The following is an 18,526-nucleotide window of genomic DNA, read 5'->3' as shown; positions in this document are numbered from 1 at the left end:
ATGGGCGCAGCACAAACATTCGGCGCCGGCGGCTCGAAAGGCGGCAGCGAGAAACCGCATTCGCCTGTAGAGAGCCCGGACAGCCTGATCAACACCAGCTACGCCAACATCCTCGATGCTGTCAGCGAAGGGCCGATCGTCGGCCTAGTGAATGGCGCCCAATCGATTTTCTACAACCAGACGCCGCTGTCCAACTCTGACGGCAGCCTGAATTTTACCGGTGTGACCTGGGAGCAGCGCACAGGCGAGGCTGAACAGGAATACATCCGTGGCTTTCCGGCGGTTGAGTCTGAGACCTCTGTCGGTGTTGAGCTGAAGTTCTCTCAGTCGTGGACGCAGGCGATCAGCAATAGCGAGCTGTCGGCTGTGCGTGTTCGCCTGGGCGTATCGACGCTTTACACGACCGAGACGGACGGCGACACCGTGGGGTACGTGGTGCAATACGCGATCGACCTTTCCACGAACAACGGTGATTACGTTACCGTCCTGGCTCAGGCTTTCGACGGCAAAACCACGGGAGGATATCAGCGCAGCCATCGAATCGACCTGCCACCGTCTGACGGAGGCTGGCAGATTCGCATCCGCCGCCTGACCCCGGACGCCCCTAACTCCAGCATCCAGGCCAACACCTCGATCGTCAGCTACACCGAGGTGATCGACGCAAAGCTTCAATACCCATATACCGCGCTGATCGGCACCAAGATTGATGCCTCACAATTCAACTCAATCCCTGAGCGCGCCTTTCACATCAAGGGGCGCATCATCCAGGTGCCGGCCAACTATGACCCGGGCACTCGGGTTTACATGGGCGCCTGGGACGGCACCTTCAAACTGGCCTGGACCGACAACCCTGCCTGGATATATCGCGACCTGATCCTCAATGACCGCTACGGTTTGGGGGCGGTGATCAGCGATAGCCAGGTGGACAAGTGGGGTCTCTACCAGATTGCCGGCTACTGCGATGAGCTGGTGGATGACGGGAGGGGCGGTAAGGAGTCGCGTTTTACTTGCAATCTCTACCTGCAAAGTCGCGCCAATGCGCTGACCGTGCTGCAGGACATGGCCAGTATTTTCCGCGGCATGAGCTATTACGCTGGCAGCGAAGTGATGGTATCGGCAGACATGCCGAGTGACCCGGTTTACACCTACACGAACGCCAACGTGATCGATGGTAAGTTCAGTCGTTCGGCTTCGAGCGGCTCGACTCGTTACAGCGTGTGCAAGGTTTCCTGGTCTGACCGGACCAACTTCGGCGCCGCCAAAGTCGAGTTCGTCCAAAGCCAGAAAGCGATCGCCAGGTATCAGATCCGTGAAACTGAAACCACAGCATTTGGCTGTGTATCGCAAGGGCAAGCCCAGCGGCTTGGTCAATACATCCTGCTGACCAATCACTACGAAACAGACACGGTGAGCTTCTCAGTAGGCATGGATGGCACCATTGCTCGCCCCGGGCAGTTGATTCGGGTTGCTGACGAAAACTACAGCGGTAAACCAATGTCAGGGCGAATCAAAGCCGCAACTGCCGGCAGCGTGACGCTGGATGCTGACATTGAGGTGGAAGTCGGGGATACGCTGGTTGTGATCCGTCCCACTGGCACCGCCGAGGCCCGAGTCATTCAGAGCGTGTCCGGGCGCATTGTGACGGTGACTGAGCGCTTCTCGTCGATACCGACCTCGCAGTCGGTCTATACGATTGAGTCGGCCGAGCTGAAGGCGGAGACATTTAGGATTCTGTCTGTTGTCGAGAACTTCGGTGATGACAAGCTGCAGTACGACATCGTCGCCGTGCAGCACAACGCAAGCAAATTCGCGGCAATCGATAGCGGCGCGCAGATTGTCAAACTGCCGACAACGGTTCTTCCATCAGCCGTCCAAGCGATACCGACCAACGTGACGCTGTCAACGTTCGACGCGGTTCGCCAAGGGGTAAATGTTGCCACTATGCGCATTACCTGGACTGCACCCAAGGGCGCTGCTAGCTACAACGTGTGGTGGCGAAGAGGCTCGAGCGACTGGATTTTTGGCGGGCGCGTGTATACCGCCTCAATGGAAGTGCCGGGCATTTATACCGGCACCTACACGGCTCGCGTAGCGGCCATTGGTGCGAACGAAAATAGCTCTCTGTGGGCGTTCTCCGAGCCTACTGCTCTTCAAGGTAAAACCGGAAACCCACCCGCGCTCAGCTATCTGACGGCCACGCCGCTGATCTTCGGCATCTACCTGAAGTGGGGTTTCCCACCAGGTGCTGAGGACAGTCAGCGCACGGAGATCTGGTACGGGCCGACGACTAGTTTAGAGGCCGCCACCAAGCTGACTGATCTGGCCTACCCGCAAAGTGATTTTTCGCTGCTGGGCCTGCGCGCCGGCGTGACGTTCTACTTCTGGGGGCGAATCGTCGACAAGATCGGAAACATCGGGCCGTGGTATCCGATCGGCATGGGTGTGCAGGGTCAGTCGAGTTCGGACGCCGCGGCGATTCTCGAAATGATCGCTGGCCAGATTGGCGAAACGGAGCTTGGCCAAGACCTGCTGGACGAGATCCAGAAAATACCGGGTCTTCAGGCGCAGATCGATGCGCTGGACGGGCTGAAAACGTATGACCCGGAAGCCACTTACGAGGAATACGACCTTGTGGTGGTGGGCAAGCGGATCTACCAAGCCACCGGCCCGGTACCGCGCGATACACCGCCACCGAATCCCGGTTACTGGCTCGACGTCGGCCAGACGGTACAGACCGCCAATGGACTTGCTCAGCAAGTCGCAACCAACACCGCCGAGATCACTGAACTCGACGGCGTGGTGACGGCGCATGCGACAGCGTTTCAGGCGCTGCGCGCTTCGTCCCGCGAAGATGATGGATCGGGGGATCTTTCCGATGCGATGAAGGGCTGGACCAGCACGGCCGCGATAGCCTCGGAAAGTAAGGTCAGCGCCTCTGATCGCGAAGCGACAGCCCGACGCCTGACAAGCTTCGATGCAAAAGTTGGCGAAAACGCGGCGAACATCACACAACTGGAGCAGGTGGTGACCACCGCCAACTCGGCGACCGCCACAAAGATCGGGCAGCTCGGCGCTTCGGTAGGCCAAAACACTGCTCTGATCCAGGAGACATCGACTGCCTATGCGGACACGGCCGATAAGCTGACAACGTTGTGGTCCGTAAAGATGCAGATAAACGCTCAGGGGCAGTACATCGCCGCAGGGGTTGGCCTCGGCATCGAAAACACAGGCGCAGGCCTGCAAAGCCAATTCCTGGTGAGCGCGGATCGGTTCGCCATCGTCAACACCATCGCCGGTGGCGCCATCTCGGTACCGTTTGCGGTTCAGGATGGGCAGGTGTTTCTGCGCTCGGCATTTATCCAAGACGGCACCATCACCAACGGGAAGATCGGGGGAGCGCTTCAATCCACGGATTACATCGCCAACACACAGGGCTGGATGCTGCCTCGCGCCGGGGCTTGGCAAATGAATGGTACCAACGGCGCGGGCAGACTCCAGATCGCCAACACAGCCATCAAGCTCTACCACGCCAATGGCGTGTTGGGCATCGACATAAGTTTGTGACATGACTGGACTGACTATAAGAAACGATCAGGGTGTGGTCATGGTTGATATGACCATGAAAATCAGCCAAATGCAGGGGTATATCGACACGGGCGGCGGCAACGGATCTGCTGCTTTACCCGCGGCGCCCGCTGGAAAACAGCAGTTCTTTATGGTGGTGCCGCTGGTGGATTTGCAGCAGGAGGCGGGGAAAAAGCCGGGTGTGACGCTTTCCGGAGGCGTGCTGTCTTGGGCCTATGCCTACTCCACGGCAGGTTTTGGATTCTTCTCGGCAAACTGCCGAATCTTCTACGGATACTACTGATGGCGCACCTGGTGGTAAGCAAGGACACGGGCGAACTTTTGTTCGACACCGATCTGATCAGTTATGGATTGATCAAAAGTGGCTATCTGGCGTACTCGCAGTCTTGGACTCGCCGCATGCTGAGATCCATTCACCTCGATCCAAACAACGGGGCCAACTGGTTTCCTGTCGTTGTCACCGTCAACGAGTCCTATGATGACCGACTGCATGGATTCACCGTCGCCAATGCGATTTGTCCGGTGGTGTTTTTGGTGGGGCCGGGGACACTGAGTGGGACATCGCGCAGCGGCAACACAATGACCTTTCTGTATGCCAATGCAGAGACCTCGACGAGGTTCTACTGCTTCGACTTGATGGCTGACAATATCCCCGGCTCGCCCTATTTAAAAACGTGGGATCCCACGGGACGGATCACCTTCAATTCACTACAGCCACCAATGAATGTGGTCGCCGCTATTCAGGCGCCAGGCCCGGGAGCGCTGGATTTCTTCGGGCGATACAAGACCTGCTACGCCAATGGCTATAACCAGTCGGTAAGCCGCCCTATATCCTCTCGGAACAACTACTCAAACCTTCATTCGAAAGTAAATATTCCTCTCTCACCGGGCGTTGAGTACGCGGCCTATCTGCCTTGGAGTCGTGGAGTCGGTATCAACGACCTTTTCCCATATAACGGCTACGACAACTTCTCTCAGTACGGCGGAAATGAAGGGGCGTATGGATACGTGGGAGGGATCAGCTTCATGTTTGGCGTGGCTCCAGGAACTACAAGCGCTGGGCCGTCCGTTGCCAACCAGGTAGTGCCCTGTTCGTTCTTCAATTTGCCAACCGACCGCTACCCCGTAGCGCTGGTGATTCAAACGAGCTCATACCCGTTTCCATACGGTTAAAAGGGTCTGCAGATTTATACACCGCCATCGAGCGGTTTTTTTTTGCCTAAATTAAGGAAATGCCATGCCTTGGCACAGAGCGGGGACGGTTTCTGTCACCCAAAACTCAAGCACCGTGACCGGTGTAAACACCGCTTTTGCGGCAAACACCCGAATCGGCGACGCATTCATTGGCCCCGACGGTCGACAGTACGAAATCGGGAACGTGGCCAGCAATACGGTGATCTCGATTATTCCAGCCTATATAGGGCCTACCGTCTCCGGTGCCGGCTATGCAGTCGTACCCGTTCAGGGCTATCAGAAGGGGCTTGCTGATGAGGTTCGTGGCTGGGTAAACACCTACGGGCCGAAGATGGCGGCGCTCGGAACCACTGGCAACTACGATGTACTGCCCGTCGAGAAGGGCGGCACTGCGGCCAGCGATCCAGCATCAGCGAGAGCAAATCTCGGCCTGATCTTGCAAAACTCGGCAACCGACTACGCGCCGGGGAGGATCTTACTGGCGGGAGCTTTTGGCCTGGGTGGCAATGGCGGCGCACCGATCGTCACCGACCTGTACAACGGCCGCGCATTTGAAGCTGTGCAATTCAATAGCGGAACCGCGGGCGGACAGACCTCGTTTGGATGCGCGCTACGAATCCAAGGCTCCTCTGGCGAGTGGCGGAACGTACTTCAGTTTGGTACCAGCGGGGAACTCAACTGGACTTCGATCACGAACCCCTCCGCTGGCGGTACTTGGCGAAATTACACGATTTACCACAGCGGGCTTGCGGCTGGTAACTACATTCCGACCACGCTGCAGAACAATTACTCGACTCAACCGAGCCGCCTGAACGGTTACCGAATGTACCTCGGCAAAGTCGAGGTGAAGATGAACATCAGCTTCCCTGCGAGCTACACGGATGGCATGGTTGTTACGACATTACCTGCGGGGTTTAGACCCGATCAGGCGTTCGCGATACCGGGAACCTTTGGCTCTCGGGTGGTTGTGAACACCGACGGCACGGTCGCCGTTAATGGGGGTGTCGCCGGCGCCTCTACCAGTTTCGCCTTTGAGTTCAAGCCAGCATGAATCGAATCGTAGAGCTAGACCCGTCCGGGAGGTTCGTCTCGGACTTCATTGAAGGCATGGGCCTTCCAACCCCCAATGATTGGACGGCTGATATTTGCCCGGATGGATTCTTCGCCGCGCGCTATGCAGGCTCAAGAAGTATTTCGGGCGAGTGGGTGAAAGGTGTCTGGGTTGATGACAAAGCGCTGTCCAAGCTGGAACTGGCTGATTTGGAGCATGGGCAGTTGGTGAATGAGGCAATGGCGAAGGTTGATCGACTTCTCGAACAGGCCGCGCTGCGAATCGCGCCACTGCAAGATGCAGTGGACATCGATGAGGAGACAGAGGACGAAGGCGTTCGGCTGAAAGCCTGGAAGAAATACCGCGTTGCCCTCAATCGTCTCGCGGAGCAGGCGGGGTATCCGCAGATCATCGCATGGCCCATTGCTCCGGCTTGAACCGTTGCAGAACCCATTTAGAACCCACCTTGAGTGGGTATTTTTTTGCCCGGAGAAAACAATGAGCGCTACCGAAAAAGACCGCGACATCCTCGCCCGCACGCTGTGGGCTGAGGCGCGCGGCGAATCGCTGGTCGGCCAGATCGCCGTGGCCTGCACGATCCGCAACCGAGTAAATGACGGCAAGACCAAATCGTGGTGGGGCGAGGGCTACGCCGGCGTGTGCCAAGCGCCGTACCAGTTCAGCTGCTGGAACAAGACCGACCCGAACTATCAGTTCCTGATCGGCGTGAAGCAGATCCCTTTCCGCGAACTGGCGCAAGCGCGGATCGCTGCCGATCAGGTGATTGACGACAAGGTGCCGGATCCGACCGGGGGCGCCACGCACTATTACGCCGTCAGCATGAAAAAGCCGCCAGCGTGGGCGGCGAAGGCGAAGCAGACCCTCAAGCTGGGCGGGCACGTCTTCTTCAGGGATGTGCCGTGACGCGAGTGGTGCGCGATCATTCTTCCTCGCTATCGCGCCTCTCCCTGAGCAGTCGCTGATTTTCACTCTGTAAGTACTGTCTTTGATGCTCCACGTCAGCGAAGCTGCGCTTCTCGCACAACAAGTCCGTTTCCGCCCAGGCCAGCTTTGCCCGCAGTGAATCCCGATCGCTGGTGATCTCGTCATTCATGCGCACCAGCCCCTGAACGTTTTCCAGCGCCCGCGCCAGTCGAAGGGTGAGCGATTCAAATTCGTTCTCGTACATCCTGAGCTGGTGGCGGCAGGTTTCGAGCGGCTCGGGATTGCCAAGCCAGTCGTCAGTGTTTTCGATATCGGAGGGATCCACGGTAACGCCTTTGTTGAATACTGTTTGCATATACAGTAATCGAGGCGCGGCAGGTGGGCGAGGGTGAGGCGACGAGCTGTTGTGGATGGCGGTCCACGATCCTGCGCGGAGGGTTACGGGGATTGCTTTGGGAAAAATGATTGTTGGACAAACTAATCCGGACGCATGGACTACGCTGTTCCCAACCATCATTTTAGGACTGATCCCATGCCCAATAACTCAGGTTCCAACATCGCTACGGCAGATGCGCTGACATTGCTCCTGCACAACCAGCATGCGTTGGCGGCTGCAATAGAGGAGGTCACCGTATGGCTTTCAGCTAATGGCGTGGAGGTAGTTGCAGATAACGCTGTGATCGCTATGGAGACCCTAGACACAAACGCAAAAGCGATTACAGATGCGATCATGCGGATACGGCAGTCTTAGGAATCGCCCTAGCTGGCGGCAATCGGCCAGAAGCTGCCGGTCACCAAGCGGCCGCGCGCAAAATGAAGTGGCCAATTAAGCCTTTATCTGATGCCCTAATGCAGTTCATTTCTGTCGCAGTCAGCCAGCCAGGGCTGTTTCTGCGGAGCTTTTGACTGAAGTCAAGCGCAGCGGCTATCGAAAGCATAAAAAACAGACATTGTATTTTTTTCAACGACTACACTTATACATTCGTCAAGTTAATTAACTTTCTAGTCTAGATGGTATGCCCTTTTAAGACAGCTCTCCTCCATCCAGTCCTATCAAAGGAATTTGCATGAAAATTGAAATTCTTAAACAGGCAGTTATGGATTCACGAGACGGCATCACCATCTCTGACAATGGTATTGACGACAATCCGCTGATTTTTGTAAATCCTGCTTTTGAGCGCATGACCGGTTACTCGTTTGAAGAAATCACGAATGTTAACTGTCGATATCTACAAAAAGACGATCGAGAACAGCCTGAGCTTGAAATTGTTTCCAGTGCCGTTAAAAATGGAGAGTACTGCCTTGTAACATTGCGTAACTATCGCAAGGATGGGACGATGTTTTGGAATGAGCTGAGCATATCTCCAATTCATGATGAAAATGGTGTTGTGACAAATTTTTTGGGTATACAGAAAGATGTAACGCCTCGCATGCTGATATTGCAGCAGCTTCGCGACGAGCATCAGTCTCTTGAAGAGATGAAGGCGCACTTCGAGCAATTATCTATAAAAGATGGGCTGACAGGTATTTATAATCGTCGTTTTTTTGATACGCAGTTTGAAGTTCAATGCAGAATCGCGTGCCGTACCAGTGATTCATTGACTCTCGCCATGATTGATGTTGATCACTTTAAGTTATTCAATGATGTTTACGGGCATCAAGTTGGCGACGAAGTATTGAGGCGTGTCGCGGATAGTTTGAATAAGTCTTTCCAGCGAGGCTCAGATTTTGCAGCTAGGTATGGCGGTGAAGAATTTGTAGTTCTTTTCAGCGGAATGACAATCGAGCAATCAGCTCGGCACGTCGAAACTCTATGCCAGCTAGTGCGAGATTTGAGAATACCGCAGTGTGCTTCTAAGACAGGATACTTAACTATAAGCGTTGGTTTTTCAGTACATGTATTTAGTCCTCTGCACCCATGTAACGATCTGCTAGCCCGAGCCGACAGAGCTCTTTACATAGCTAAAGAACGTGGTAGAGACCAACACTTTAACCTATAAGGTCTGTACGTAAGTCTGGAGAAAATGGCTTTGATGATTTTGCTCCTTCATTCCAGTGAGAATAATCTGGGCAGACGTCTACACTCAATCTAGCCCTCGCTCTTTCCCCTCAACTTGGCCAAGCCCTGCTTGATGTGACCAGCGCTCTCGCCGATCCCCCACAAGGCGTCACGAACGTTTTCACCAACGCCGGCCAAACCTTGCTGTTCTGCGTGAAGCGTCAACCATCAGGGTCGCTTCCAAACCGAGCTGATTCTGGTACATCCTTTCCAGCGCATCCGATAACGAATACTCGTCTGACACTGCTCCCATTCCTTTCGAAAAATAACAAGCATAGCTTCTGAAGGGCGGTGATACCTGGAGCAAGTTATCTGGAAGTCCGCTTCTGGCCGATTGCAGCCTGTCGTAAAGGGCCGCAATTGACCCGAAGAGGACGTTCGATTCGCTGAAGAAACGATCAGCATGTTACTTTTACCGGACACAAGCGGAGTACTGCACCTCTGATATGGAAATTACGATGCCCGTCGATACCCGCGATATCTGCATTCAGTCGCCACACCTTCGTATTGAGCCATTCTGCGCGCAGGACGCGGTTGAATCCTACACTTGTATAACTGCCTCGTTGACTCGCTACATGTCGTGGGAACCACCTGCTTCGCTTGAGGATTACGCACAAGTCTGGCGGCAGTGGTTGCCTTCAATCGCTGATGGCAGCGACTTTGTGTTCGCAATTAGACAACTCGAAGATGCCCGTTTTACTGGCTTGGTTGGATTGCACGATACCCAAAGTGAAACACCAGAGCTGGGTATCTGGATTCGTGAAGATGAACACGGGCTAGGCTTTGGAGGTGAAGCGGTCCGAGCGGTTGTTCAGTGGGCCAGCCAGCGAATGGTAGCAAAAAACTTCATCTACCCCGTTGCGACAGACAACTATGCGAGTCGACGTATTGCCGAGGCTCTGGGTGGGATCATCCTCGAGATGCGCACATCAGCCAAGTACGACTCGGTTGTTTACCAAATACCAACCGTTTAATCACCTCTGTCACACCCGTGACTGACTGCTTTTGGCCGAGGCTGTGTAAAAACGTTTTTCAGCGCGATTGGAGCCCAGTGTTGGACTGAGAATCGCGTTTCTACGCAAAATCCAGCTCGCTGAGCAGCCGAAAATTTTCAGATTTCGCATAGACGCGCGAACTTCAGTTTTGACGAAGCGTTTTTACACACTCTGGGCCGAAAGCGGTCAGTCGAGGTCATCAATACAGTCAGGGACATCTTGATAGTTCCTCGTTACTGTCGATCGTCCAGAGCGCGCCACACACGTTCTCCGCGACGCAGACATATCCGCGCTGCTCGACGCCACAGCGTCAGCTCCATGATGGCGGCTTCGAGGGCGAGTTGGTTTTCGTTGATTTGTAGAGCAGGGAAGGAAGCAGATCTGAGTTTTGCATTGGGCTTCCTTCGTGAATGAACCCAGCCTAGCACCGTGTTACATGAAGAGTATTTAACGATCGGCAGGACGCCGGAGAAGGGGAAAAACAGGCCGAGTTATGGAACACGTCCATAAAAGTTATGGAACACATCAGGACGAGCCGGAATTTTCTCGAACCCCAGAAACGACAAAGCCCTGAATAATCAGGGCTTTGTCGGTACAAATATGGCGGAGGCGATGGGATTCGAACTCATGGACCTGTTACAGTCGACGGTTTTCAAGACCGTTGCCTTAAACCACTCGGCCACACCTCCGTTGCGTTGCGGGCGCCATAATACCTGAATGAAACACACTGTCAAACTCTCTGCATGGCTTGTTACAGAGCGTCTGTTATGATCTTTGCGACTGAACGTTTCAAACCAACAGGAGTGTCGCCATGCGCGAACAGGATTACGCAGTTAATAACAGCGTGCAGGCTGAGCAGCTAGAGGTTAGCCGCGTCCTGCGCAACACTTATGGCCTTCTGGCGCTGACGCTTGCATTCAGCGGCGTGATGGCTTTCGTGGCTCAGCAGATGCGTGTTGGCTACCCGAACATTTTCGTGGTGCTGATCGGCTTCTACGGGCTGTTCTTCCTCACTAACAAACTCCGCGATTCCGCGTGGGGCCTGGTGTCGGCATTTGCCCTGACCGGTTTCATGGGTTTCCTGCTCGGCCCGATCCTCAACCGTTACCTGGGCATGCAGGGCGGCGCTGAAGTGGTCAGCTCCGCGTTCGCGATGACCGCACTGGTCTTCGGTGGTCTGTCGGCCTACGTGCTGATCACCCGCAAGGACATGAGCTTCCTCGGTGGCTTCATCACCGCTGGTTTCTTCGTCCTGCTGGGCGCAACCCTGGCGAGCTTCTTCTTCCAGGTCAGCGGTCTGCAACTGGCAATCAGCGCCGGTTTCGTGCTGTTCTCGTCGGTCTGCATTCTGTTCCAGACCAGCGCGATCATCCATGGTGGCGAGCGCAACTACATCATGGCGACCATCAGCCTGTATGTATCGATCTACAACCTGTTTGTCAGCCTGTTGCAGATCTTCGGCATCATGAGCCGCGACGACTGATAGCTAGACTCGCAATAACGAAAAACCCGCTTCGGCGGGTTTTTTGTTGCCTGCGATAAAGGCTAATTGATGATGATGCTGCCATCGGCATTCTGTTTGTAGATCGTGTAAGGCAGCAGCAACGTGTCGAGCACCCCGGACGCTGCTGCATCGATCAGCAGACCTGGCGTTGCGTTTTTGTAGTTGAACGCATCGACATTTTCCGGGCGCTCGGCGTGCAGCATGCAGAAATCGTAGGTTACGCCGCTGTAGATCCGTGGCACGGCCCCACAGTAGGATTTCTGTTTTCTCAGATCCTTCGCCGCCGACTCATCGCTGAGGACCACGGTCTGCACCGTCCCGCAACCGGCAAGCATCATCGCCGCCAGCATCACTGCGTGAATTCTCATGCCGCCAATCCTTCGCCGGAAAAGTCTCAATCTACGCCGAACGCGGTTAAAAAGCACTCAAGCCATCGGCGGCAACCGGCGTTTGACCGGGGTCTTCTTGACGATCGCAGTATTGGTTTCAGCCAGCGTGTTAAGGCGATCCAGCAGCGTATCCAGTTGTTCCATCGAGCGCACATGCAGGCGCGCGATGAAGCAGTCTTCTCCGGTCACCTTGTCGCATTCGGTGAACTCGGGAATCGACTGGATCTGCCGCTCGACTTCCTGCAATTGTCCGGGCAGCGGTCGCACCCGAACGATGGCCTGCAACTGATAACCGAAGCACTTCGGGTCGATCTCCACGGTGTAGCCCTTGAGCACACCGCGCTCTTCCAACCGGCGCAGGCGCTCGGCGACGCTCGGTGAAGACAATCCGCTGATCTGCGCCAGCGCCTTGAGCGAACGCCGCGAGTCTTCCATCAATGCGCCGATGAGGATCTGGTCGATATCGTCAGTCATATACAACTCCAGCATTAGGCAATCACTGCGAACTACCCGCGATAAAAAAGGCAGAAACCGAGTTTAGCCTGCTTTATGCGCTGGAGAAGCCCTGTGTCCGCTTGGCATACTTTCCCTCAAACACAGGAGATCAATGATGGACAAAACCCTCCGGCGCGGCTCGTTCGAGATGACCGCCGCCATGCTGATTTCCGGGACCATTGGCTGGTTCGTGCTGGTGTCCGGGCAACCGGTTCTCGACGTAGTGTTCTGGCGCTGCGTGTTCGGCGCCGGCACTTTGCTGTTGATCTGCGCCGCGTTCGGCTTTCTAAAACCAGGCATTCTGACCCGCACCACGTTCCTGTTGGCAGTCATCAGCGGCGTGGCGATTGTCGGCAACTGGGTGTTGCTGTTCGCCTCGTATTCGCGGGCGTCGATTGCCATCGGCACGGCGGTGTACAACGTGCAGCCATTCATGCTGGTGGGACTGGCGGCGCTGTTTCTCGGCGAGAAAATCACCGTGCAGAAACTGTTGTGGCTGGCGGTTTCCTTCCTCGGCATGTTGGCGATTGTCAGTGCGCATGGCGGGCAGGGCGAGGGCGGCAGCGATTACCTGATCGGTATTGCCCTGGCGCTCGGCGCAGCGTTGCTCTACGCCATCGCCGCATTGATCATCAAACGCTTGACCGGCACGCCGCCGCATCTGATCGCGCTGATTCAGGTGTGCACCGGGATCCTCTTGCTCGCACCGTTTGCGCATTTCTCCGCGCTGCCACAGGCAACCAGTGCGTGGGCCAGTCTTGTGACACTGGGCATCGTTCACACCGGTTTGATGTATGTGCTGCTGTACGGCGCAATTCAGAAACTGCCGACCGCGCTGACCGGCGCACTGTCTTTCATCTATCCGATTGCCGCGATTTTCGTCGACTGGTTCGCCTTCGGCCATCGCCTGCAACCGCTGCAATGGCTCGGCGTGGCGGCGATTCTGCTGGCCGCGGCCGGCATGCAACAGGGCTGGGGGTTGAGAGCGCGGCGCTTGGCGGCGCAGTGACCTCATATGTCCTTGAACACCGATTTAAACAAGCCTTTGAGCTGCAGATTGCCGGCATCCACCAGATGGTTGTCGTCAAAGTACAAAGGCACGCCATCCTTCGATCCCATGCAATTGCCGTCAGGGCAAAGATTCGCAGTCGGGTCCAGCACCTGAGCGTTGCAGCGTTTCGCCGCTACGGCGATGGCGTTGTTGGCAATGCTGTTGCGCCGTTCATAGTCGAGCAACGGGACCGAAATGTCCGAAGCATCGCCAAAGATGCGCTGATGCAGATTCAGCCCCTTGAAGACGCTGAACGGCATCTCCGGAATTGGCCTGACGATGTACACCGGGTGGTTCTCGGCGATTGCGCAGACGGTTGCGGCGTACTCGGCGATGTAGGCATCGCTGAAGGCCACGTGTTGTTGATCTGGAAAGCGAATCCGGTAGCTGTTGCCGCGGCTTGGATCGGCATACAACGCCGCCCGGCTGAACAGCACCACAGGAACACCCGCGTATGAATCCTTGAGGATTTTCAGCTTGTCGTGATTGAACGCACGGCATTGGCCTTCTAGCTCTTTGTCGCGCATCTGAAAGTTCTGCAACGTCGGGCAACCGCCACGGGCCCAGGAAAACGCTGCATTCGGGTTATCCAGCTGCACGGCGGCCGCGGTGGATTGCGCATGGCTGTCGCCGAACAGAATCACCGATATCTCGCCGGCACCGAGCTTGCAATCGGCTGCGGCGTAGGCGTTGGGGTAGCACTCTTGCGTATAGAGCTTGCTGGTGTACTCCGGTTGCCCGAGGTCAACAAAGGCAAAGCGCAGATCCGGATGCGCCTTGACCAGCGAGGCCGTCGTGGCCGACAGCACAACCACCCCGACCACGGCCCCTGCAAACTTGAACAGCGTGCCGCGTGCCGAACTGATCGGCTTCACTCTGGATTCAACCAGGTAATAAGACAGGCCACCCAGCGCGAACGAAATGATCACCGCGCCGAGAACGTGCGGCCAGCTATCGAGCAGGCCGCAGGTATAGAGAAACACCACCAGTGGCCAATGCCACAGATACACCGAATAGGAAATAGTGCCGGTGAATTGCAGCGCCTTGTTATTACTGAAGACCGACTGCGTATTGGCGTAGATCACCAGCACCGTACCGAGCACCGGCAACAAGGCGAGGTAACCCGGCCACTGATCCTGCTCCGAAAAGCACACCACACTGGCCGCAATCGCCAGCAGCCCCAACCCCTCGCAGATCACGCTGTTGCGCTTGCTGATATGCAGCGGGAACAGAAACACCAGCCCGCCCGCAAGCAATTCCCAGGCGCGGGTCGGCAGCATGTAGAAAGCAAAAACCGGATCTGAACGAGTCACAACAACTGACGCCACAAACGAAACCCCAGCCAGCACCAGCACGGCGTAGCGAAACTTCTGTGGATCAAGCAACTTGTACAGCACCATTAGCAGCAGGGGATACAGCACATAGAACTGCCACTCCACCGACAGCGACCACGTATGCAGCAACCAGTTTTCCTGCAACGGCGCGTCGAAGTAGCTGCCACCCTTGGCGAACATGAAGTTGGAGCTGAACAGCAGGCTGCTTTTGATCGATCGGATAACTTCGCGAAAGTCATCCAGCGGCAGGAACACGAAACCAAACAGTAACAAGGCCACGCACAGCACCAGCAGTGCGGGAATGATTCGGCGAGCCCGGGATGCGTAAAACCCCAGAATCGAAAAACGCTGCTGCTCCAGCCCCTTGCAGATGATGCCGGTCATCAAGAAGCCGGAAATGACGAAGAACACGTCAACCCCGGCAAAGCCTCCGCCGAATCCTGTAATGCCGAAGTGATACAGCACCACCGAAAGTACGGCGAGCGCGCGCAAGGCGTTGATGTTCGTCCTGAATTGCATTTGGCGTCCGTGTCACATCCATGATGGGGACGCATTGTAGAGAGGGTATCGGGTTTGTTACATCAAAAAATCCCGGCGAATGATCAGATGTTCCAGCGCGGCGCCGTCTTTGCCAGACGCTGACGCATCTCGCCGATGTTGCTCGCCAGTTGCCGGGTCAGCAAACGATAGCCGTCGAGCGCGCTGTAGACCGGTGCATCAAGGCTGGCGTCCGGCAAATCCACGGGACGTGCCAAGCGCTGGGTCGAGCCGGTTTTCAGCGACCGGGCCATACCGATCAGTTGCACACGAATCTGTCGATGTTCAGCCTTCAGCGCCAATTGCAAATGCGCCATCGCCTCGGGGTCACTGGCGTCTGGTCGGGTATTGCCGAGTATTTCCAAGGTACTGATGCACATGCGCAGGTTGCGCTGGATCGCATCCAGTTCGGTCATGGAAACCTTCACTTCCTTGGACACCGACGGCATCAGCGAACGCAGCTGCACCATCACCGTGTTCAGTTTGCCCATCAGTTTTAGATGTTCATCGGCCGTCACCGGCTGGCCGCTGATGATCCGCCCGTACACCGTGGCGCAGTCGCGCAAAGCGTCAGCCAGGTTGTAGCGCCACGAGTACACCGCGTACAGCGGCAGCGCGAAAGAGAATGCCAAGGCCAAGGCGATGCCGATCAGGATGTCGACTCCGCGCCACAGCCCGTCGGTGATCGGATTGTCGCCGTGGCCGGCAACAATGAATACGGTAATCGCCGAGAGCAGGGCGGTGTAGCCACCCTTGCCGATGGCGTGATAGGAGAAGAAACCGCACACCACCGCCATCGCGAAATACGTCAGCCACGGCATGCCCAGCCACGCTTCCTGCGCCACCAGCAATAACCCTACGCCGGCACCGATCAAAGTGCCGGTAGCGCGTTCGGCGGCTTTTTTGCCGATATTGCCGTGATGCTGCAAACCGCCGATCACCACCAGCATCGTCACCGACGCCCACTCGCCGTGGGGCAGGTTGATGCCGGTGGTCAGCACGATCGTCGCCAGCAGCCCCAACGCCACCCGCACCGCGTGGATCAGCCGCGCATGTCGATAGCGGCGATACGGGTCCAATACAGGACGCAGAATCCGCCGCAACAGCGGTGGCCAACGGTGCGGGCTGAACGTGCTCAGTGTTGGTCTCCTCAGAAGATGTAGTCGGTGGTCAGGAAGCTTGAATCGCGTCCGCGAATGATCTCGCTGATCAGATCCTTGTTGCTGTCCTGGAACTTGGTCGCCACCAGCGTGCGGATCGAAAACACCCGCAATGCATCGTGTACCGACAGCGTGCCTTCGGCGGAGTTCTTGCGACCGTTGAACGGATAAGTGTCCGGGCCGCGTTGGCACTGGGCGTTGAGGTTGATCCGTCCAACCTGATTGGCAAACGTATCGACCAGTCGGCCGACCGCCACCGGGTTGGTACCGAAGATGCTCAGTTGCTGGCCGAAATCCGACTCGAGCACGTAATCGATCACGGTATCGAGGTGACGGTACGGCACGATCGGCACCACTGGGCCGAACTGTTCTTCCTGATACACGCGCATTTGCGGCGTCACCGGGTACAGCACCGCCGGATAGAAGAACGATTCGCGGGATTCGCCGCCATTCGGGTTGACCACTTGCGCGCCTTTGCTCCGGGCATCCGCCACCAGGCCGTGCAGGTAATCGACCTTGCTCGCTTCCGGCAACGGCGTCAGGGACACGCCGCTATCCCACGGCATGCCCGGTTTCAGGGTGGCGAGTTTGGCGTTGAATTTCTCGATGAAGCTGTCGACCACGTCTTCATGCACAAAGAGGATTTTCAACGCGGTGCAGCGCTGGCCATTGAACGACAGCGAACCGGTGACCGCTTCGCTGACCGCGTTGTCCAGATCGACCTCTGGCAGAACGATGCCGGGGTTTTTGGCGTCGAGGCCCAGAGCAGCACGCAAGCGGTGTGGTTTCGGATGCAGTTTTTTCAGGTCGCTGGCGGCTTTGTTGGTGCCGATGAAGGCGAAGATGTCGATCTTGCCGCTGGCCATCAGCGCGCTGACTGTCTCGCGGCCGCTGCCGTAGATCACGTTGATCACGCCGGTGGGGAAGCTGTCGCGAAAGGCTTCGAGCAACGGACGGATCAGCAACACGCCGAGCTTGGCCGGTTTGAACACCACGGTGTTGCCCATGATCAGCGCTGGAATCAGCGTGGTGAAGGTTTCGTTCAGCGGATAGTTGTAAGGCCCCATGCACAGCGCCACGCCGAGCGGCACGCGGCGGATCTGCCCGAGCGTGTCCTGTTCCAGCTCGAAACGGCTGGAGCGGCGATCGAGTTCTTTCAGTGCGTTGATGGTGTCGACGATGTAGTCGCAGGTGCGGTCGAACTCTTTTTCCGAGTCCTTGAGGTTCTTGCCGATCTCCCACATCAGCAACTTCACCACGGCGTCGCGCTGTTCACGCATGCGGCGCAAGAAGGCTTCAACGTGCTGGATACGTTCGGCCACGCGCATGGTCGGCCACAGGCCCTGACCACGGTCATAGGCGCGCACGGCGGCATCGAGGGCGGTGAGGGCAGTGTCGGCATCGAGCAGCGGCGTACTGCCGAGGATCACTTGTTCGTCGCCGTTTTCGCCCTTCAAGTAAACCGGGCTGCGCACCGTGGCGAGTGGGCCGTCCCAGCGGCGCAACTGGCCGTCAACCAGATATTCGCGTTGCTCGACTTGACCCTCGAGGCGATATTTTTCCGGGATGTCGCTGACAGAAGGGAACAGGTTCTCAAGGATGTGTGCTGTGGCCATGTCGCTACCCCATAGAGTTTGTCGGCGTGCCGATCGGAAAAGTCTGTACTGGTTATACGCCTGAATGCGCCGAAATTTAAACCCGCAAATGTCACGCGAATGTCACGCAAAGGCGCAGAACAGAGGCGATTGGCTGGCCCCGGAAGTCCCCATCAATGGCCCGCAATGCCCGCAGCGTCTGGCTTATGGTTGAACTCGCAGGAATCACAACAATAAAAGGCATTCCACGCGAGGATCACGATGCGCGCACCCCGACTGACTTTATTGATCGCGCTGTGCATGGCGCTGGCCGGTTGCGACGAGGATGCCAAGCCAGCGGCCGTCGTCGGTAAAGGCATGCCGGCCGATCCAGCCCTGGCACATATTTACGCCAACAGCTGCCAGCTCTGCCATGCCAACCCCGCCGCCAACGCGCCACTCACCGGTGATCGCAAAGCCTGGGAACCACGCGTGCAGCAAGGCACCGACACGTTGCTCGATCACGCCATCAACGGCTACAACGGCATGCCGCCGATGGGCCAGTGCGTCGAGTGTTCGGAAGATCAGTTTCTGCAGTTGATCGGCTTCATGGCCGATCAGCCGCTGCCACGCTAAGGGGGCGCGCATGACGA

At 56.7% G+C, this 18,526-nt stretch carries 18 protein-coding genes, 1 tRNA gene and 2 pseudogenes; 12 read left to right on the top strand and 9 right to left on the bottom strand.

The window, feature by feature from the left end:
• From ACP7BN_RS01420 to ACP7BN_RS01395, 6 genes are all read left to right on the top strand, one after another.
• Window positions 1–3,564 (top strand): host specificity protein J, encoded by a 3,564-nt coding sequence (locus tag ACP7BN_RS01420; RefSeq protein ID WP_426201024.1) that lies wholly within the window; start codon window positions 1–3, stop codon window positions 3,562–3,564.
• A gap of 40 nt (window positions 3,565–3,604) precedes the next feature.
• Window positions 3,605–3,868 (top strand): hypothetical protein, encoded by a 264-nt coding sequence (locus ACP7BN_RS01415; protein WP_426201022.1) that lies wholly within the window; start codon window positions 3,605–3,607, stop codon window positions 3,866–3,868.
• On the top strand, window positions 3,868–4,758 hold the full coding sequence (locus tag ACP7BN_RS01410; protein ID WP_426201020.1) for a hypothetical protein: 891 nt from the start codon (window positions 3,868–3,870) through the stop codon (window positions 4,756–4,758). The genes ACP7BN_RS01415 and ACP7BN_RS01410 overlap by 1 nt, the downstream gene beginning before the upstream one ends.
• Before the next feature lie 64 nt (window positions 4,759–4,822).
• Window positions 4,823–5,830 carry a hypothetical protein gene (locus ACP7BN_RS01405; RefSeq protein ID WP_426201019.1) on the top strand — a complete coding sequence of 336 codons (1,008 nt, stop codon included), beginning with the start codon at window positions 4,823–4,825 and terminating at the stop codon, window positions 5,828–5,830.
• Window positions 5,827–6,267, top strand: coding sequence for a tail fiber assembly protein (locus tag ACP7BN_RS01400; protein ID WP_426201017.1), 441 nt, complete (start codon window positions 5,827–5,829; stop codon window positions 6,265–6,267). Before ACP7BN_RS01405 ends, ACP7BN_RS01400 begins: the two co-directional genes overlap by 4 nt.
• Window positions 6,268–6,328: 61 nt before the next feature.
• Window positions 6,329–6,754, top strand: a complete 426-nt coding sequence (locus ACP7BN_RS01395) for a cell wall hydrolase (RefSeq protein ID WP_426201015.1) — start codon at window positions 6,329–6,331, stop codon at window positions 6,752–6,754.
• 16 nt (window positions 6,755–6,770) lie between these two features.
• Here ACP7BN_RS01395 and ACP7BN_RS01390 read toward each other — a convergent pair whose 3' ends face one another.
• Window positions 6,771–7,130, bottom strand: coding sequence for a hypothetical protein (locus ACP7BN_RS01390; protein WP_426201013.1), 360 nt, complete (start codon window positions 7,128–7,130; stop codon window positions 6,771–6,773).
• A 177-nt stretch (window positions 7,131–7,307) separates the two neighbouring features.
• On the opposite strand from ACP7BN_RS01390, the gene ACP7BN_RS01385 reads away from it, so the two are divergent.
• Entirely contained in the window at window positions 7,308–7,526 is a 219-nt protein-coding gene (locus ACP7BN_RS01385; protein ID WP_426201011.1) for a hypothetical protein, read from the top strand.
• 316 nt (window positions 7,527–7,842) lie between these two features.
• Entirely contained in the window at window positions 7,843–8,775 is a 933-nt protein-coding gene (locus tag ACP7BN_RS01380; RefSeq protein WP_426201009.1) for a diguanylate cyclase, read from the top strand.
• Window positions 8,776–8,864: 89 nt separating this feature from the next.
• Here the strand turns inward: ACP7BN_RS01380 and ACP7BN_RS01375 are convergent.
• A pseudogene (locus ACP7BN_RS01375) lies at window positions 8,865–9,078 on the bottom strand (hypothetical protein).
• Window positions 9,079–9,292: 214 nt separating this feature from the next.
• Here ACP7BN_RS01375 and ACP7BN_RS01370 point away from each other — a divergent pair.
• On the top strand, window positions 9,293–9,808 hold the full coding sequence (locus ACP7BN_RS01370) for a GNAT family N-acetyltransferase (protein WP_426201008.1): 516 nt from the start codon (window positions 9,293–9,295) through the stop codon (window positions 9,806–9,808).
• A gap of 215 nt (window positions 9,809–10,023) precedes the next feature.
• Here the strand turns inward: ACP7BN_RS01370 and ACP7BN_RS01365 are convergent.
• Together ACP7BN_RS01365 and ACP7BN_RS01360 are read right to left on the bottom strand one after the other, a co-directional pair.
• Window positions 10,024–10,223: pseudogene (locus tag ACP7BN_RS01365) on the bottom strand (hypothetical protein); the annotation flags it as partial.
• Between the two features lie 207 nt (window positions 10,224–10,430).
• A tRNA-Ser gene (locus tag ACP7BN_RS01360) sits at window positions 10,431–10,518 on the bottom strand.
• 122 nt (window positions 10,519–10,640) lie between these two features.
• Between ACP7BN_RS01360 and ACP7BN_RS01355 the strand changes: the two genes are divergently transcribed.
• The gene (locus ACP7BN_RS01355) at window positions 10,641–11,312 is read left to right on the top strand and encodes a Bax inhibitor-1/YccA family protein (RefSeq protein WP_095118699.1); all 672 of its coding nucleotides are present in this window, start codon (window positions 10,641–10,643) and stop codon (window positions 11,310–11,312) included.
• Window positions 11,313–11,374: 62 nt separating this feature from the next.
• Here ACP7BN_RS01355 and ACP7BN_RS01350 read toward each other — a convergent pair whose 3' ends face one another.
• The gene (locus tag ACP7BN_RS01350; protein ID WP_426201007.1) at window positions 11,375–11,701 is read right to left on the bottom strand and encodes a YceK/YidQ family lipoprotein; all 327 of its coding nucleotides are present in this window, start codon (window positions 11,699–11,701) and stop codon (window positions 11,375–11,377) included.
• Between the two features lie 57 nt (window positions 11,702–11,758).
• Window positions 11,759–12,196, bottom strand: a complete 438-nt coding sequence (locus ACP7BN_RS01345; protein WP_401211098.1) for an Lrp/AsnC family transcriptional regulator — start codon at window positions 12,194–12,196, stop codon at window positions 11,759–11,761.
• 136 nt (window positions 12,197–12,332) lie between these two features.
• Here ACP7BN_RS01345 and ACP7BN_RS01340 point away from each other — a divergent pair, with 136 nt between their 5' ends.
• A complete protein-coding gene (locus ACP7BN_RS01340; RefSeq protein WP_426201006.1) occupies window positions 12,333–13,226 on the top strand; it encodes a DMT family transporter in 894 nt (297 codons plus the stop codon).
• A 2-nt stretch (window positions 13,227–13,228) separates the two neighbouring features.
• Here ACP7BN_RS01340 and ACP7BN_RS01335 read toward each other — a convergent pair whose 3' ends face one another.
• The 3 genes from ACP7BN_RS01335 to ACP7BN_RS01325 all read right to left on the bottom strand — a co-directional run bounded on the left by ACP7BN_RS01335 (window position 13,229) and on the right by ACP7BN_RS01325 (window position 17,915).
• A complete protein-coding gene (locus tag ACP7BN_RS01335) occupies window positions 13,229–15,121 on the bottom strand; it encodes an acyltransferase family protein (RefSeq protein WP_426201004.1) in 1,893 nt (630 codons plus the stop codon).
• An 83-nt stretch (window positions 15,122–15,204) separates the two neighbouring features.
• On the bottom strand, window positions 15,205–16,245 hold the full coding sequence (locus ACP7BN_RS01330; protein WP_426201563.1) for an FUSC family protein: 1,041 nt from the start codon (window positions 16,243–16,245) through the stop codon (window positions 15,205–15,207).
• A 44-nt stretch (window positions 16,246–16,289) separates the two neighbouring features.
• Complete coding sequence (locus tag ACP7BN_RS01325; protein WP_426201003.1) at window positions 16,290–17,915, bottom strand: NADP-dependent glyceraldehyde-3-phosphate dehydrogenase; 1,626 nt, start codon at window positions 17,913–17,915, stop codon at window positions 16,290–16,292.
• A gap of 240 nt (window positions 17,916–18,155) precedes the next feature.
• Here ACP7BN_RS01325 and ACP7BN_RS01320 point away from each other — a divergent pair, with 240 nt between their 5' ends.
• Window positions 18,156–18,509, top strand: a complete 354-nt coding sequence (locus ACP7BN_RS01320; RefSeq protein WP_426201001.1) for a c-type cytochrome — start codon at window positions 18,156–18,158, stop codon at window positions 18,507–18,509.
• Window positions 18,510–18,526 lie beyond the last annotated feature (17 nt).

The organism is Pseudomonas sp. TWP3-1, assembly GCF_049896625.1.
Classification (GTDB): Bacteria; Pseudomonadota; Gammaproteobacteria; order Pseudomonadales; family Pseudomonadaceae; genus Aquipseudomonas.
The sequence above is the reverse complement of the archived record's forward strand: the minus strand, read 5'-3'. Positions and strand labels throughout refer to the sequence as shown.

Bases quoted from the DNA above. Each gene is read 5' to 3' on its own strand.
- ACP7BN_RS01385 (WP_426201011.1), top strand. From the start codon at position 7,308: ATGCCCAATAACTCAGGTTCCAACATCGCTACGGCAGATGCGCTGACA.
- ACP7BN_RS01345 (WP_401211098.1), bottom strand. From the start codon at position 12,196: ATGACTGACGATATCGACCAGATCCTCATCGGCGCATTGATGGAAGAC.
- ACP7BN_RS01325 (WP_426201003.1), bottom strand. From the start codon at position 17,915: ATGGCCACAGCACACATCCTTGAGAACCTGTTCCCTTCTGTCAGCGAC.
- ACP7BN_RS01420 (WP_426201024.1), top strand. From the start codon at position 1: ATGGGCGCAGCACAAACATTCGGCGCCGGCGGCTCGAAAGGCGGCAGC.
- ACP7BN_RS01340 (WP_426201006.1), top strand. From the start codon at position 12,333: ATGGACAAAACCCTCCGGCGCGGCTCGTTCGAGATGACCGCCGCCATG.
- ACP7BN_RS01405 (WP_426201019.1), top strand. From the start codon at position 4,823: ATGCCTTGGCACAGAGCGGGGACGGTTTCTGTCACCCAAAACTCAAGC.
- ACP7BN_RS01335 (WP_426201004.1), bottom strand. From the start codon at position 15,121: ATGCAATTCAGGACGAACATCAACGCCTTGCGCGCGCTCGCCGTACTT.
- ACP7BN_RS01320 (WP_426201001.1), top strand. From the start codon at position 18,156: ATGCGCGCACCCCGACTGACTTTATTGATCGCGCTGTGCATGGCGCTG.
- ACP7BN_RS01390 (WP_426201013.1), bottom strand. From the start codon at position 7,130: ATGCAAACAGTATTCAACAAAGGCGTTACCGTGGATCCCTCCGATATC.
- ACP7BN_RS01370 (WP_426201008.1), top strand. From the start codon at position 9,293: ATGCCCGTCGATACCCGCGATATCTGCATTCAGTCGCCACACCTTCGT.
- ACP7BN_RS01395 (WP_426201015.1), top strand. From the start codon at position 6,329: ATGAGCGCTACCGAAAAAGACCGCGACATCCTCGCCCGCACGCTGTGG.
- ACP7BN_RS01400 (WP_426201017.1), top strand. From the start codon at position 5,827: ATGAATCGAATCGTAGAGCTAGACCCGTCCGGGAGGTTCGTCTCGGAC.
- ACP7BN_RS01410 (WP_426201020.1), top strand. From the start codon at position 3,868: ATGGCGCACCTGGTGGTAAGCAAGGACACGGGCGAACTTTTGTTCGAC.
- ACP7BN_RS01380 (WP_426201009.1), top strand. From the start codon at position 7,843: ATGAAAATTGAAATTCTTAAACAGGCAGTTATGGATTCACGAGACGGC.
- ACP7BN_RS01355 (WP_095118699.1), top strand. From the start codon at position 10,641: ATGCGCGAACAGGATTACGCAGTTAATAACAGCGTGCAGGCTGAGCAG.
- ACP7BN_RS01415 (WP_426201022.1), top strand. From the start codon at position 3,605: ATGGTTGATATGACCATGAAAATCAGCCAAATGCAGGGGTATATCGAC.
- ACP7BN_RS01350 (WP_426201007.1), bottom strand. From the start codon at position 11,701: ATGAGAATTCACGCAGTGATGCTGGCGGCGATGATGCTTGCCGGTTGC.